The sequence below is a fragment of the Acinetobacter gerneri DSM 14967 = CIP 107464 = MTCC 9824 genome (assembly GCF_000368565.1).
GTDB lineage: Bacteria > Pseudomonadota > Gammaproteobacteria > Pseudomonadales > Moraxellaceae > Acinetobacter > Acinetobacter gerneri.
The window spans coordinates 396165-412487 of sequence record NZ_KB849543.1; the positions used below are offsets into that span (position 1 = coordinate 396165).

The window sequence follows — 16323 nt, forward strand, 5'->3', positions numbered from 1 at the left end:
ATGCTGTTTTTTTTATGTAATAACAGTTATTTGATTTGAAAAAATAGTAAAAAAACGAGGGGGGAATGACACCAGCTGTCAAAGTAATACGTAAAAATCGTACATGTTAGATACTTTTATATAAAAGATGACATTAGTAACTTTCTAATATTCAAAATGATTGAATGTCATCCCAAAAATTTCTAACAAAGTGCAAGGGTAGAAATATATCGGGGTAAATATGGAAACAGGTTCAACACATGAAAGATTGGCAGAACGGATAGTCAAGATAATTGTGAAATTAAATTCGGGGAAAAAACTGAGTGTGCAGGAATTAGCTCAAGAATTTAAAACGCATCCACGGACTATACAGCGTGATTTTGAACGTTTGGAAATTGCCAGTTTACCAATTGTGCGTGATGAAGAAACCAAACGGATTTATTTAAACCCGATGACTATTGGAAATTATGGTGTACAGGATATTGTTCATTTCGCTCAATTATCTGGTGTACAGCATTTATATCCTAAATTGAATGTTCCTTTTTTACGGGGGCTTTTGAATCAACAGATGCCTCAGACGTATGCAGCAAAGGGCTATACATTTGAAGATACAGCACTTTTTACCGAGCATTTTAAAAAGCTAAATGATGCCATACAACAAAGAAAGCAAATTAAATTTCTTTATAAAGATTCAATAAGAAATGTTCAACCATACAGAGTAATTCATCATCATGGAAGCTGGTATTTGGCCGCTGTAGAGCAAGGTGAACTCAAAACTTATCGATTAAGTCGTATCAGCAATATTAGTTTTTGTCAGGACTCTTTTTTTGAGCATGATGCAGATGTACTAAAGCATTTGGACAATGAGGACAGTATTTGGTTTGGGTTAGAGAAAACTGAAGTAATTTTAACTGTTCATCCCGAAGTTACTATGCACTTTTTGCAACGAGCATTATTGCCAGAGCAGCAAGTGATTAAAAAGTTAGAAGATGGTGGTTTATTGGTTTCTAGTCAGATTACCCATTATCAACAAATTCTACCGTTGGTTCGTTATTGGATTCCGCACGTAAAAATTGTGAATCCTGTGGAATTGCAGGAGGCGTTGGAAGGGGAATTGAAAGTTTATTTGAATTTTAGTTAAGAATTTATTTGGTTTTTAATCAACTAAATCAAGATGAAATAAATTAATTACATGTAAGGTGATATATGAACGCTAACATAAGTTTTAATTCTGATGATGTAGAAGCAGAAACGCAAAAGAAATTAGAAGATATTGAACAAAACTTAGCTAAAAAGGTAACTGTTGCTGTTGTTGGTAATGTCAGTGCTGGTAAAAGTTCTTTATTAAATGCATTGTTCCATAAAACTAGAAAAGAAGTTTTGGCATCGGTCGGTGCTATCTCCGGTGTAACAACGAAAGTTAAAAGATTTGCATTAAGTAAAAATGTCGAAATTATGGATTCCCCTGGATTAGGCGATATCCTTGATGAAAATAGTGCTGAAACCCGTCAGGCAATGCTTGATATTGATATCGGAATTCTAGTTGTTTCTGGCTCGGCAGATACCGCACAAAAACAACATTTTGATTTGTTAAAAGAGCACTCTAAACAGGTGTTTGTCGTTCTCAATAAAATTGATATATATGACCGCCAAAAATCGTCTATTCCGAAAGTTGTTGCTCAGTGGCAAGAAGCTTTAGGCTTAACTGAAAATGAAGAAATTTTCCAAACTTGTACTTTCGGTTATGACCCTGATAGTGATGAGGATACTGAGCTCGATATTCGTGGTGTAGATGGTTTAAGAGAAAAAATTTTAGACTTCTTGAAACAATATGGGAAAGACTTGATTCTCGCTCGTGAAATGGAACATAAGTCTGTTTTGGCAAGACGAATTATCTATGGTGCCTTGGCAGCTGTTGGCGTTGAAGCCTTTATTCCTGGTAGTGCTTTATATATTACAGGGACACAAGCGGCAGCGATTATGTCTATTCACTATGTCTATACAGGTGAAGTACTTAGTAAAAAATCGGCTGTGGCAATCATTCCACTTTTTGCAAGTCAAAGTATTGGTTCCAGCATATTCCTAATAGCGAAATCATTCTTACCTCCAACGGGTATCCTAGATGTTGCTGCGGCCGGTGTTGCCATAGTTGTGACTTTAGCCATGCTTAGTGCGGTGAATTGGGTTTATGAAAATGGCTACAACTTGGATGACAAATCAGAGTTGAAAGAACAATTTAATAAGTTCAAAAAACTACTCGATCATATTGGTGCCAAAGAAATTGCTAGAATTATTTTAAGTCGGGATGCGACTGCGATTATGGATTTGATTAAAAAATTCGTGAAATAACGCAATCTTAAACTATTTTAATCACATATTTCTAAGGTGATCAAAGTCTAGGGTAATCTAAATCATTAGGCGATCATTTATCGAGAGTAGACTTTTATGGCTAATCCATCGCATGAGAAAAATCAATTCTTTTAGGTGGTGGGTTTGTCAAGGCTGCTTTTGATTCAGCATATTACAAATACAATTGGTAATTATTAATTGTACAATAGAGAGAATAGTGGGTGAGTAGTCATATTAATTTAAATCATCCTGAAAATATTTATGATGATTTAAAAGGGAAAATATCAGATTTGATTGCGGCAATTGTCAAAAATGAGCAGGTTTTAGATACTAATTTAGTGGGAGAAAAGCTAAAAGAATCTAAACAAATTTTAAGCTTTCAGCAAAAAGAAGTTGAAAGAAAGATAGATGAACTGAAACGTAATTCCGAATGGGATTACTTTACAATAGCCTTTTTTGGTGAAACTAATGCGGGTAAATCGACACTTATCGAGGTGTTACGTCTATTGTTTGCTGAAAAAACTAAAAATGAAATACAAGAAAAATTCAAAGCGCTTAAAGATGAATTTTCATTAGATGAAGAAGCATACGGACAGTTAAGAAACGCAGATAATGAAATTAGTCATAAAATTTTAGAAAATAATCAAAAATTAAAGGAGATTGATCAAACATATACTCAAAAATTAGAGGATTATCAAAAAATACTTAATGCTCTTAAATATGAGTATGATGAGCAGATTGCCAATCAATCTTTATTAAATGACGAAAAGCTTGAAATTTTTAATACTCAGATTGTGTCTTTAAAAGAGACAGTTCAATATAAAAAACAAAATATGTCATGGTGGTTAAAAATTATTTATATTTTTAAACGCCTAGAAGAGGAAAAAAAAATTGGTTTAATTGAATTAGAGTTAATTAAACAAAAAGCACTATTAGATTCTGAGCTGAAAGTATTAACGCAAAAAATTGAAAAAGAATATGCGTTGAAAAAATCGCATCTTACAATGATACAGGATGAATTTGATTCAACCAAAAAACCAATCAACTCTATTACTTTGCAATTAGAAAATGAAAAGAAAGCAGTTGAACAGCAGTTACAGCAATTTGAAAAAATGTTGGAGAAGCTAAGAGAGTTTGAAGATGGTCAAATTATGGGAGATGGCCGCAGTGACTTCACTCGACAGAGTAAAGAGTTTTTATTTGATATTAATGGCACACAGGTCAAATTAATCGATGTACCAGGAATTGAGGGTGATGAAAAACTAGTTGAGAACGAAATTTCTAAAGCCGTTAAAAAAGCACATGCTATTTTCTATGTCACAAGTAAAGATGCAGCTCCAAATGAAGGCACACTTCAAAAAATAAAAACGCACCTAGCAGATCAGACAGAAGTTTGGACTGTTTACAATAAACCAGTTACATCGCCTAGATCATTAAAAAATGGACTGATCAGCAATGATGATGAAAGAGGTGCGTTAAATGATCTGAATAAACAGATGGAATCAGCATTAGATAAACATTATAAGAATTATACTGTGGTGGCTGGACTTGCTGCATTTTATGCAGTAGCCAATAGCTTGGTGCCATTTGGTGAAAAATATCGTAATCAGGCCAAGTTTTTAAATAATTCTGATCGAGATGAGTTAAAGGAAAAGTCAGGACTGAGCGCATTTCAAAACCACTTAACTCAAACTGTCATTGGAGACGTACCTTATAAAATTAAGGCGAGTAACTTCAATAAAGCGAATTATGTTCTAAAACAAACAGTAGAGAAGTTAAATAATATTCATAATGGCTTTAGTGATCTAAAGCTGAATATTGATAAGCAAGTGGCTGTCACTAAGCAAGAAATTGATAGTGAATATTTGGACCTAGTGCAAAGCCTTAAAACGATGATTAAAAAAATTATTCAAGATTTTGAGCGTAAGACTCGTCAAGAAGTCTATAAGCGGATTGAAAGTGATATTAGTAATGATGAGTTTAAAGGTATTCTGAAGCGACAGATTGATAACAATCTTGAATTAGTGAGCAAAGATCTAATTACTGGTTTTAAAAAAGAAACTGTGCAGTTTGATGAAAATTTAAAGGAAAAATTACAGAAACTTTCTTCACGGTTAGCCAGTATTCAAAATAACTTTAAAGCTGATGATGTGACAGGCTTGAATAGTAATGTTTCATTGAAATTTGATATCAATAATGGTATCAACAAAATGGGACTGCTTGGTGTTGGTATTGGTGTAGGTGCTGCAATGTCGTGGAATCCAGTCGGCTGGGTTGCAATATCATTAACGGCTGCGGGGTTGTTATTTAGTTTTGCAAAAGCAATTTGGAGCTTTTTCGATTCAGACTTTAAAAAATCTGAGCAAAAGAAAAGTGTTGATAAAAATTTATCAAACATTGTAAAAGAGCTTAAAAAAGTTGCTAAAGAAAACTTGAGTGATGTGGAAGAAAAAATTGAGCCATCGTTATTGGATTTAAAGAAAAAGCTGAATGAACCAAGTGATCAAATCACAGGGCTTGTAGAAGATATGCATCAATCAATCAAAATGTTTAAAACGTTATCAAATAATATTAGCAGTGCTTACGAGGTCAAATAAATGTCTGAAACTTTAAAAAATCATCAAGATAATCAAGCTAAAGTTATCAACTTATTGAGTAGATTAGAAGGTTTTATTATACAAGGTCAAGAGTTTGGTTTAGATGTATCAACAGATATTAAAGCTAAGTTAAAGAACTCATTGAATACTTTGCAAGGAGATAAACTTAAAATTGCACTTATAGGTGGATTCTCTGAAGGAAAGACCTCAATTGCTGCTGCATGGTTAGGTAAAATTGACCCAGCAACCATGAATATTAGTGCTTCTGAATCATCAAATGCAGTTAAAATTTATGACATTGATGAAGAGTATCAACTCATTGATACACCAGGATTATATGGTTATAAAGAGCAAGTGAACACCGATGCCCAAGAGATTGAAAAATATAAAGACATCACAAAAAAATATGTAAGTGAAGCACATATTGTTCTTTATGTCATGAACTCTAAAAATCCGATCAAAGAAAGTCATATTGAAGATTTAAAATGGTTGTTTAAAGATCTGAACTTACTTCCACGAACAGTATTTGTTCTTAGCCGTTTTGATGAAGTTGCAGATGTAGAGGATGAATTAGACTACCAAGATAAATTTAAAATTAAAGAGCAAAATGTTAAAGAAAGATTAAGTTCGATCTTATCTCTTTCTATGCAGGAAACCCATAACTTAAAAATAGTGGCAGTTTCAGCAAATCCATTTGATGAAGGTGTTAATTATTGGATGGAAAATCGAGATGAGTTTGAACAATTGTCTCATATCAAATTGTTGCAAAATGCAACTAGTGAAATTGTGAAAAAAAGTGGTGGTTATACTGGTTTAATTGAAGAAACGAGAAAGTCCATTATTAGTGATATTTTGATTAAGAAATTACCTGAAATTGAAGAACAACAATCCCTGCTATCAAAGGAAATGGAAAAACTTAATCAAGTTTATGAAATTGAAACTGGTGCACTGAATGTAATTTCCAAAAAAATTGCCAATGCAAAAACAAATTTAAAATCTAGTTTTAATGGATATTTCCAAGACTTAGTAATGCAGGTCCAAGGTACGAGTCTAGAAACAATTGGTGAATTCGTAGTGAGGGAAGTTGGTGATAAGGGATCAATTATCTCAAGTAAGATTAATGAATATTTTCAAAATGAAACCAATCAAATCAATATTGCATTAAATACACAAGCAGTTAATTTTAACGCAGAAATTGATAATATTGACACCGCTGTTGGGTCCTTGACTAAAAAAGGCCTTAATCATTTAGCGAAAAATATTAAATTGGATAATACAACTATTTTAGCTGCACGTGATGGTTTAGTTAAAGGGGGGAAGTCTGTTGGCTTAAATTTAAAGGATACATTAAAGTTTAACCCCTATGGTGCAATTAATCTTGCCAATAATATTAATACATTATTACCATTTATTGGTATTGCTGTAGAAGCTTGGGATACTTGGAATCAGGCGAAGAAACAAGAAGAGTTTCAGTTGGCAAGAAAGAGTTTAGTAGCGAATTTACAAAACCAGCAAAGAGAGATTTTAGAGTTAATTGATAAAGATGAATTTATTTTAAAATTTTTCCCTATTTACAAAGAACTTAAAGATAAAGTTGAAGAGATAAAATTGATGCATATGGATCATGAATCAAAGACTAAATCTTTTGTGTCTTGGAGAAAAGAGGGGGGGGTTATTGAAGGTGAGTTTAGAAGCATCTCATAGACTTTATCTTTGCTAATTACCTTAAAAATAATGCTGTGTTATTTAGAATCTCCTTCTAATTTAAAAGGAGATTCTACTATTTTTAATAGGCTTTGTTGCATAAAGCTGTTCTTAAGGGCTTCCTCCACAATATAATTTCCAAATGAAGAAGCCTGCATCTTAAATCTATCGTACAACGAATTGGTCGACCTACAATAAGGCTTTAATTCAGCGAGCAAATATTTCAATTTGGTTCGATCCGCAGACCCAATAGTATGCTTGTTAGCGGCAGTGTAAAAATGACCCCCTTGGTGAGCTAGGTCGACCCCATACCCAAGTTGTCACTAATAGGCTAGGTTTAACTTTTAAGTCTTTGCGTAACAAAGCCTTGTCTGTGGTAAAGGTGATCATAGATTTAAAAGTTCTATGATCATGAGCTATTTATTTTGGAGATTCACCATACATATTGTTGTGTTGATCTCCTTCTTTTGCTAACCAGATAATGAGTAAAATAATACCAAAAATTGGAATTAATGTGATTAGATACCACCAACCAGATTTGTTAATATCATGCAAACGACGTACAGAAACTGCTAGATCTGGAATGAATGTAGCTAATATAAATAGTCCAATAAATAAAATTTCAGTTTCTAAAATGGCGTCAATAAATGATGCGGAAATAGAAATTATAAGCATACTCAAGCGAAAAAACCAATATTCTTTTCGTCTAGCACGTCCGTTGAAATTTGCATAATTCTTTATGCATTTAATAAACCAGTCAAAGAGATTATACACATCTTCATTTTTAGATGATGGCTCGGTATTGTATTGAGTGGGGGTAAAAGTTGTTTTGAGCTCAAAGTAAATTGCAATTGCCTGTCCTTGTTCATTAATGTCGTAGTCGACTATTTGACCACGTTGTGGTGATGTGGCTTCTTTCCATTCTGAACCAATGAACTGGTAACGCTTAGCATCTTCTCCAGAGATAATCCCTGTATTAGTTTGCACTGAAAAATCAAGAATTGTACCTTTCATATATACCCTATCGTGATGATGTTTTAATCATTATTGAATGTCTTGTGTGGAGTTTATGAGAGGTGAATGACAGGTGATGTCATGTTATAAGAAATTGTTTTTAAACAGTAAGTAAAAAACAAATAAAAAAAATTCAAATACATATTACCTAGATGAGAACAATCTTGTAATCATTATATTAAATTCAGTACGAATGGAGCTTGCATATTTGCAAGCTCTTTTTTATGCCGAAAAAACTAGGAGAACGCCATGTCAAGAATCTGTTGCCCCATGTGTGGCAGTGATGAAATTGAAACCATACAACAAGAAGCATCATTTACCCCTCCACCGAATAGTACTTTTCCTAAACCACCAATGCATAACTTGATGCAGTACGTTGTGAATTATGCCGCGATGGGCGCATCTGGTGTTCGTCTAATCCGAGGGCAAAAGCCAGTGATCTATGTGATTGGTGCATTGGTCGGTGGTGCTATAGGTTGTGCTGCTTGCTTTCTCAATCACATGCAGGAACAGATCGCAGAGCCAACCCTAAAAGAGTCCTCTCGTCCACATACCCTCTATGAATGTTTGGAATGTGAGTACCGCTTTGCCATGAAATTTGAGCAAGGTGAACAACGATTTAATGCACAGCAACATAGCTACTTTAAATAAACTGGAGAAACAATAATGGCACATCAAGTAGAAACAATGGCTTATGTCGGTCAAACCCCTTGGCATGGCTTAGGTAACCAACTGACCCAAAATCAGCCTATTGATGTTTGGGCACAGCAGGCCGGTATGGATTGGCGTATCGAATCTTCAGATGTCAGCTATATGGCTAAAAATGATCGTGGACAAAGCATCATCATGCCTTATGAAGAACAGAGAGTACTTTATCGTTCTGATACGCATGCTCCGTTGTCCGTGGTCAGTCAACGTTATCAAGAAGTACAACCTATAGAGATATTGGAGTTTTATCGTGATTTGACTGAACAATCAGGCTTTGAGTTGGAAACCGCAGGTGTACTGAAAGGCGGCAAAAAATTCTGGGCTTTAGCTAGAACAGGGCAGACTTCTACTTTAAAAGGCAAAGATGTCAGTAATGGTTATATTCTCTTGGCTACCGCGTGTGATGGGACTCTAGCGACTACAGCACAATTCACCAGTATTCGAGTAGTATGTAACAATACCTTAGCGATTGCTTTAAAAGGACAGAACAGCAGCGCAGGTGTGGTCAAAGTTCCACACAGTACCAAATTTGATGCGCAAAAGATCAAACAGCAACTGGGGATTTCAGTCCGTGCATGGGAGGAACACATGTATGAAATGAAACAACTCAGTCAACGTAAAGTGACCCAACAAGAAGCAGCAGCCTATTTCGATGCAGTGTTTAATAACACTAGCCTAAGCATGGCGGAACAGGATGAGGGTATTATTCAGTTCTATCGTAATGTCGCTACCCAAGCTAATCAAGTAGCTAAAGCTGACAATAAGACTGAACCCAATGGGCGTGCAATGTCCAAAGTTATGACCATGTTTAACGGTCATGGACGTGGGGCAGAACTCAGTTCAGCGAAAGATACCGCATATGGCTTACTGTGTTCTATTACTGAATTTTGTGATCATGAACGTCGTGCCATGAGTCAGGACCATCGTCTCGATTCTGCATGGTTTGGTGCAGGTGCAGGGCTTAAGCAACGTGGGCTCGAACAAGCATTACGCTTGATTGTTTAAGTTTAGATTCAGATTTGGGATCTAAGGTAACCTATCAGATCAATACGATCCTAAAATCTCCTTGAATCCAAATACCTCTTTGCCACATCTCCAGATGTGGCTTTTTTTATGTCCAAAATTTAACAATTACAGGAAATCGTTATGAACTCAGCAGTGATTCACTCAAACAATGTACCACCACATATCCATGCCGGCCGTCCAAAGCTGTTTACCGCAAAACGCTTCGTAGAGACTAAAAATATGACTCAAGCCGAATGGCTGGAAGTCAGACGCAAGGGCATTGGTAGCAGTGACTGTGCTGCTGCTTGTGGACTCAATCCCTATATGTCGATGCTGGAACTATGGATGATTAAGACAGGTCGGATTCAACAAAACATTGAAGATGACAGCGAAGGCCATGCACCTCTGTATTGGGGTAAGCAATTAGAACCCTTGGTAGCGGAATACTACAGTATGCATACTAATTACAAAGTGCGTCGGGTCAATGCAGTATTACAGCATCCTGATCCAGACAAGCATTTCATGTTGGCTAATTTGGATTACTCCGTGGTCGGTGATGCCGATGTACAGATTTTGGAGTGTAAAACCGCAGGGGAATATGGGGCTAAGCTATGGCGAGATGGTGTGCCGTTATACGTGTTGTGTCAGGTACAACATCAATTGGCAGTCACAGGAAAAAAGGCAGCGCACATTTGTGTGCTGATCTGTGGACATGAAACCCGTATTTTTAAAGTCACCCGCAGTGAATCGGTGATACAGCATATCGTCAATGCCGAATGCTACTTTTGGGAATGCGTAGAAAAGGATACCCCACCTGAAGCCGATGCCAGTGAATCGGCAGCCAAAGCTTTGCAACTGCTTTATCCGGAACATGTGCCACTCAGTACCGCAGACTTATCAGGGGATGAGCAAGCCAATCAACAGTTTGAACAATTGATTCAAGCACGTCATCAAATTGACAAGCATCAGGAGCAGTTTGATCTGCTGAAACATCAATTGCAAGCTAAGATGCAGAAGGCTGAACGGGCAACCTTTAAAGCAGGCTCCGTCACGTGGAAAAAGTCAAAAGACTCAATCAGTTTAGATAGCAAGGCCTTACTGAAACAGTACCCTGAATATCTAAATCAATTTCCACAAAGTAAAATAGGTTCACGGCGTTTCAACATCTATAGCAATGACGATTGAAACAAGTTTAGCCTAAGCAAAACGTTTAACCACTTAATATTAAAACATCAAACAAACTTAAAAATCCCATGCCTCTGCGCATGGGATTTTTTATGCCCTTTTTATTTTACTCAAAAGAGGAAAGCATCATGATCAAAGGTTTAGCCATTACACCGCCAATACTTGGACGTATCAGTATTGGTAAAGTGGTCGAAAAGAACGGTAAACGTCTGCCCGAAAAGGATGACCAATTCACCATCACTAGTCAGATTCAAAACAAGGATGGCTGGGTTAAACATCCACTGGATGAGCAGCTTCGAGCCAACTCGCAGAATCAGAAACTCAGAACGATTCCAGTACGGATGATCTTCAATGATCCTGAGCTTAATTTACGTGCTGAATATAGCTTATTTGATCGCCAAACTGGACGTCCCGTATGTGTTGGCAATGGGGAAACTTGTCAACGCTTGACCAACCAAGGGGTTGAACATCATCCCTGTCCATCCCCTGATTTATGCCCATTGGCACAAGGTGGGTTATGTAAGCCTTATGGTCGGCTGTACGTGAATCTCGATGAGTCAGATGAGTTTGGTACTTTTGTTTTTAGAACGACAGGCTTTAACAGCATTCGTACCTTGGCGGCAAGACTTAGTTACTACCATGCAGCATCGAATGGATTGCTGTCATGTTTACCTTTGCAATTAACCCTTCGAGGAAAGTCTACGACACAGAGCTATCGAACCCCTGTCTATTACGTGGACTTAACACTCCGTGAGGGCATTCATTTGCAAGAGGCAATTCAAATAGCTAAGGAGATTGATCAGAAAAGTAAGCTGTCTGGTTTTAATCAACATGCTTTAGATCAAGTGGCTTTACAGGGTTATGTAAATGCGCAATTTGAATTGAATGCTGAGGAGGGTCTGGATGTAGTGGAAGAGTTTTATGCAGAGAATACCGAACAGCGAAGCCAGAAACAAATGCATGACCTCAGCCATGCACATGAGATACAGCAAGGCTTACAGCAAAGTGTTAGGGCTGTAAATTAATCGAATTTAGATGATCTGATCCGCTTGGGAAATCATTTAATGGATTGAGGTTAAGTTGGAAAGTCAATAGTTGATGGGAGCTTTTGGCTCCCTTATTTTTTAGTCGGGCATGATGATGCATGAGTCAAATATTTGAATTAATGGCTGTAAATTACCATAAAAACCTTCAATATTTGCTTGTACCCAGTATTCTTTGGAATTAATTTTAGACCAATCAATGCCGTAACCACAGTAGGCTATGAGGTGTTCAAAGAAAATACGTTGGGTACGTCCATTCCCTTCTCTGAAAGGATGGATGACATTGAGTTCGCAGTATAAATCAGCAAGTTTAGGTATAAAATATTTCGACTCTAGATATTGAAAGTAATTTTGCTGTTGAAGTGAATTGAGCAGTTTTTTTGTTTCAATCTCAATACGGGAAAATGTACAAAAGCGAGTATCACCTTTAGAAATATCAATTTGTCGAAGTTGTCCTGCCCATTCATACAAGTCACCAAAAAGCTGGGTATGGATGGCTTGTAAGTATTGTAGGTTATATGGTGGTTCTGCATAGTCAATTAAGCTACTAGATAAACCTGATAGTTCAAGTTCGGCTTGCTCTAAGATGTGCTCATCATGGATATTGAGTTTATTTTTTAAAATACTTGTACCAGAGTAGCAATATAGGCTGTCCCCCAGTTCCCCATATTTATCCATAGTGCTATCCGATTAGCTGTCAGTTTGCGAATACTTTTTATATTTTTGCAAAATTTGTGCTTTGCTAAGTTGGGTTGGGTTCCCTAGTGTGGTCATCCCTTCGAGTTTGAGACTAGCTTGGTAGTTTTGCAAACGCGTCTCTTGAATATATTTTTTTTTCTGTTCGGTGGTCTTAAGCATTTTGAGACTCCATCAATTTAACAACTAAAATAAGTATAGCAGAGAATCCAGCCATACATCAGTGCGACAAATCATGTCTTTTTAACACCGAAGTTCGCTAAAAAACTTTATTTTTTGCTAAACTCCTTCTGCTTATCGATTTTAGACTTTATTGCATTGTTTATGCGCAACACGAAAGAGATTGAATAGCGCATATGCAGCTCGAATCTACAGCTTTTTAACATATGAACAATCTCTCATACTCTTTTAAGTTGTTTTACTTAGGAAAGTGCATTAGGGGATTAAGCTGAGCTGTAAAGTTTTAAAACCCACGAGCTAGACTTTCTTAACAACGATTTTTTAGGATGTTTCTATGACCAGTACCCAACAGCGCGCAGCACTGCAACGCCAAATTTGGCAGATTGCCAACGATGTCCGTGGCGCAGTGGACGGTTGGGACTTTAAACAATATGTATTGGGTACGCTGTTTTATCGCTTTATTAGTGAAAACTTTTCCAGTTATATAGAAGGCGGTGACGACAGCATTCAATATGCTGAACTTTCTGATCAAGTCATTACGGCAGAGATCAAAGATGATGCGATTAAAACTAAGGGGTATTTCATCTACCCAAGCCAATTATTTAGCAATATTGCCAAAGGTGCTAATACGAACGAAAGTCTGAATACCGATTTAGCTGCCATTTTCGCTAGTATTGAAAGTTCAGCCAATGGCTATCCGTCGGAGCAGGATATAAAAGGGTTATTTGCTGACTTTGACACCACCAGCAACCGTTTGGGCAATACCGTTAAAGATAAAAATATCCGTTTGGCTGCTGTGCTCAAGGGCGTAGCTGGGCTGGATTTTGGTGACTTTAATACCAGTCATATTGACCTGTTTGGTGATGCGTATGAGTTTCTAATTTCTAACTATGCTGCCAATGCAGGTAAATCAGGTGGTGAGTTCTTTACGCCACAGCATGTATCTAAATTAATTGCTCAGTTAGCCATGCATAAACAAACAACGGTCAATAAAATTTATGACCCTGCTTGCGGTTCAGGTTCTTTGCTTTTACAAGCCAAAAAACACTTTGATGCCCATACTATTGAAGATGGTTTTTGGGGACAAGAGCTGAATCATACCACCTACAACCTTGCACGTATGAACATGTTTTTGCATAACATTAACTACGACAAGTTTAATATCCAGTTAGGTGACACATTAAGAGAACCACACTTTGGTGATGACAAGCCATTTGATGCGATTGTGTCTAATCCACCGTATTCGGTGAAATGGATTGGTTTGGATGACCCCACTTTAATCAATGATGAACGCTTTGCTCCCGCAGGCGTACTTGCACCCAAGTCTAAAGCTGATTTTGCTTTTGTGTTGCATGCATTAAGTTATTTGTCTGCTAAAGGTCGTGCGGCGATTGTTTGCTTCCCAGGGATTTTTTACCGTGGTGGTGCTGAGCAGAAAATTCGTCAATATTTGGTCGATAACAACTATGTTGAAACGGTCATTTCACTTGCATCGAACTTATTTTACGGCACGACCATTGCTGTAAATATTTTGGTGCTGTCTAAGCATAAAACCGAAAATACAACTCAGTTTATTGATGCCAGTGGCTTATTTAAAAAAGAAACCAATAACAATATTTTGACTGATGCACACATTGAAAAAATTATGCAGGTGTTTGATAGCAAAGCCAATATCGAACATTTTGCTCAATCTGTCTCATTCGATGCGATTCAATCTAACGATTACAATCTATCTGTTAGTAGTTATGTGGAAGCTAAAGACACCCGTGAAAAGGTGGATATTGTCCAACTGAATGCTGAGCTAAAAACGACGGTGGCTAAAATTGACCAACTTCGTAAAGAGATTGATGCGATAGTGGCGGAGATTGAAGGTGAGGACATGGCATGAACAATACAGATTTTATGCAAAAGCTACTTAATGGAGCACAGGTTGAATGGAAAGCAGTTTCAGAAATATTTCATTTGAAAAATGGCTATACACCATCGACATCAAAAAAAGAATTTTGGGAAAACGGTTCTGTTCCGTGGTTTAGGATGGATGACATCCGTGAGAATGGTCAAATCCTTGGAGACTCATTACAAAAAATTTCGGAAACAGCCGTAAAAGGAGGGAAATTATTTCCCGCTAATTCCATCATAATTTCAACATCGGCTACGATTGGCGAACACGCATTAATTACTGTTCCATATTTAGCAAATCAAAGGTTTACCAATTTAAGTTTGAAAGATAGTTATGTAAAAGTTTTTGATATGAAGTTTATTTTTTACTACTGTTTTTTATTGGCAGAATGGTGTAAAAAAAATACAACGATGTCAAGTTTTGCCTCTGTAGATATGGATGGTTTTAGAAAATTTCAAATCCCCATCCCATGCCCAGATAACCCAAAAAAATCCCTTGAAATTCAAGCTGAAATTGTACGAATCTTGGATGCATTTACCGCTATGACTGCGGAGCTGACTGCGGAGCTGACTGCGGAGCTTAAACTAAGAAATCAACAATATCAATATTTTAGAGATAAGTTGTTGACATTTGATATGAGCGAAGCACAATCGTCTTCGGACGAGATCGGACGAGATCGGACGAGATCGGACGAGATCGGACGGCGGATAGAGGTTGAGTGGAAGACATTGGGGAATATTGGTGAATTTACCTACGGCTATGCAGCGAAAGCTCAAGATTCTGGAGATGCCCGCTTCGTGAGAATTACAGACATAAATGCAAATGGTAAACTGATACAAGAAGAACCAAAGTATGTGAATATTTCTGACGAAAATGAAAAATATTTTCTAAAGAAAAATGATTTACTCATGGCTAGAACAGGTGCAACTTTCGGCAAAACAATGATTTTTGAGGAGGAGTATCCTGCAGTTTATGCAGGATTTTTAATTAAATTAAGCTTTGATGAGAAAATCGTTAATCCAAAATATTATTGGCATTTTGCACAAAGTGACTTATTTTGGGATCAAGCTAATAAATTAGTTTCAGGCGGAGGGCAGCCACAATTTAATGCCAATGCCCTTAAACAAGTTAAATTACCTATTCCACATCCTGACGATGCTAATAAATCTTTAGCCGAGCAACAGCGTATAGTATCTATTCTTGATAATTTTGATGCTTTGGCTAACTCTCTTACCGAAGGTTTACCGCGTGAAATTGAACTGCGTCAAAAGCAGTACGAGTATTATCGTGATTTACTGTTAAGTTTTCCTCAATCATCAGCCTAAGTGCATTGACATCTGCGGAGTAAAACATGGATAAAATTAGTCAAGTTAAACAACTCATCGGTGAAATTAATCGCTTGCATCATCATTTTTCCAAGGATTATTTTGAACAAGGAAAAATTGAGAAAATTAACTTGTCTAAAACCATTCGACATGTGCCTGTTTCGCATATTTATAAATATCGCTTAACTTTGCATGAGAGCATCAATGATTATCTGATGACCGCGGATATAGACATCAAATATTTTTATCGTGTCAAAACCCGTGAAAGTATTGATGACAAAATCCAGCGCTATTCTGCTCGTGAAGACCAATACCCTGTAAACAATTGGCTAAATGATATTTTTGGTGCACGTATTATTTTAACGACTGAAGAAATCAACAGCGTGATGGATTTGCTAGATGACTGGCAAGATGAACTAAACCTTAAAAACTGGTATTTGCGGGACAAAGAAGGCTATCGAGGTTTACATATTTACTTTAAAAACAGAAGTAATTTTTATTTTCCTTGGGAATTGCAAATCTGGAATCATGATGATATTCAAAGCAATATTGAAAATCATGAAAAATTTAAACGCAACTTTATCTAAAAACTAACAATTACTTTGAACTATTTTACTTGATAAAAAATCTGTGGAATC

Annotated in this window: 14 protein-coding genes; 11 read left to right on the forward strand and 3 right to left on the reverse strand. The window is 36.7% G+C overall.

From position 1 onward, the window contains the following. Window positions 1-220: 220 nt before the first annotated feature. The 4 genes from F960_RS10120 (at window position 221) to F960_RS10135 (ending at window position 6629) form a co-directional block, all read left to right on the forward strand. Window positions 221-1120: a helix-turn-helix transcriptional regulator gene (locus F960_RS10120; protein ID WP_004863565.1), complete on the forward strand. Its 900-nt coding sequence runs from the start codon at window positions 221-223 to the stop codon at window positions 1118-1120. A 65-nt stretch (window positions 1121-1185) separates the two neighbouring features. Further along, window positions 1186-2328 (forward strand): GTPase, encoded by a 1143-nt coding sequence (locus F960_RS10125; protein ID WP_004863567.1) that lies wholly within the window; start codon window positions 1186-1188, stop codon window positions 2326-2328. Between the two features lie 221 nt (window positions 2329-2549). Continuing rightward, window positions 2550-4925 (forward strand): GTPase, encoded by a 2376-nt coding sequence (locus F960_RS10130; RefSeq protein WP_004863569.1) that lies wholly within the window; start codon window positions 2550-2552, stop codon window positions 4923-4925. After that, entirely contained in the window at window positions 4926-6629 is a 1704-nt protein-coding gene (locus tag F960_RS10135; protein WP_004863573.1) for a LeoA/HP0731 family dynamin-like GTPase, read from the forward strand. A 420-nt stretch (window positions 6630-7049) separates the two neighbouring features. Here the strand turns inward: F960_RS10135 and F960_RS10140 are convergent, their stop codons facing one another. After that, the gene (locus tag F960_RS10140; RefSeq protein WP_004863577.1) at window positions 7050-7643 is read right to left on the reverse strand and encodes a DUF805 domain-containing protein; all 594 of its coding nucleotides are present in this window, start codon (window positions 7641-7643) and stop codon (window positions 7050-7052) included. Between the two features lie 249 nt (window positions 7644-7892). On the opposite strand from F960_RS10140, the gene F960_RS10145 reads away from it, so the two are divergent. From F960_RS10145 to F960_RS10160, 4 genes are all read left to right on the forward strand, one after another. Then, on the forward strand, window positions 7893-8294 hold the full coding sequence (locus F960_RS10145; RefSeq protein ID WP_004863582.1) for a hypothetical protein: 402 nt from the start codon (window positions 7893-7895) through the stop codon (window positions 8292-8294). 15 nt (window positions 8295-8309) lie between these two features. Next, window positions 8310-9356, forward strand: a complete 1047-nt coding sequence (locus tag F960_RS10150) for a DUF932 domain-containing protein (RefSeq protein ID WP_004863585.1) — start codon at window positions 8310-8312, stop codon at window positions 9354-9356. A 141-nt stretch (window positions 9357-9497) separates the two neighbouring features. After that, entirely contained in the window at window positions 9498-10541 is a 1044-nt protein-coding gene (locus F960_RS10155; protein ID WP_004863587.1) for a YqaJ viral recombinase family nuclease, read from the forward strand. Window positions 10542-10669: 128 nt separating this feature from the next. Next, the gene (locus F960_RS10160) at window positions 10670-11566 is read left to right on the forward strand and encodes a recombination directionality factor (protein ID WP_004863589.1); all 897 of its coding nucleotides are present in this window, start codon (window positions 10670-10672) and stop codon (window positions 11564-11566) included. 99 nt (window positions 11567-11665) lie between these two features. Here the strand turns inward: F960_RS10160 and F960_RS10165 are convergent, their stop codons facing one another. Together F960_RS10165 and F960_RS21830 are read right to left on the reverse strand one after the other, a co-directional pair. Continuing rightward, complete coding sequence (locus F960_RS10165) at window positions 11666-12262, reverse strand: putative adenosine monophosphate-protein transferase Fic (protein WP_004863592.1); 597 nt, start codon at window positions 12260-12262, stop codon at window positions 11666-11668. A gap of 12 nt (window positions 12263-12274) precedes the next feature. Next, window positions 12275-12442: a YhfG family protein gene (locus F960_RS21830; RefSeq protein ID WP_004863595.1), complete on the reverse strand. Its 168-nt coding sequence runs from the start codon at window positions 12440-12442 to the stop codon at window positions 12275-12277. A 352-nt stretch (window positions 12443-12794) separates the two neighbouring features. Here F960_RS21830 and F960_RS10170 point away from each other — a divergent pair, with 352 nt between their 5' ends. From F960_RS10170 to F960_RS10180, 3 genes are read left to right on the forward strand one after another with little or no spacing between them, the layout of a single operon-like run. Then, window positions 12795-14348: a type I restriction-modification system subunit M gene (locus F960_RS10170; protein WP_004863599.1), complete on the forward strand. Its 1554-nt coding sequence runs from the start codon at window positions 12795-12797 to the stop codon at window positions 14346-14348. Next, complete coding sequence (locus F960_RS10175) at window positions 14345-15685, forward strand: restriction endonuclease subunit S (RefSeq protein WP_004863600.1); 1341 nt, start codon at window positions 14345-14347, stop codon at window positions 15683-15685. The genes F960_RS10170 and F960_RS10175 overlap by 4 nt, the downstream gene beginning before the upstream one ends. Window positions 15686-15711: 26 nt before the next feature. Next, on the forward strand, window positions 15712-16272 hold the full coding sequence (locus F960_RS10180; protein ID WP_004863605.1) for a RelA/SpoT-related domain-containing protein: 561 nt from the start codon (window positions 15712-15714) through the stop codon (window positions 16270-16272). Window positions 16273-16323 lie beyond the last annotated feature (51 nt).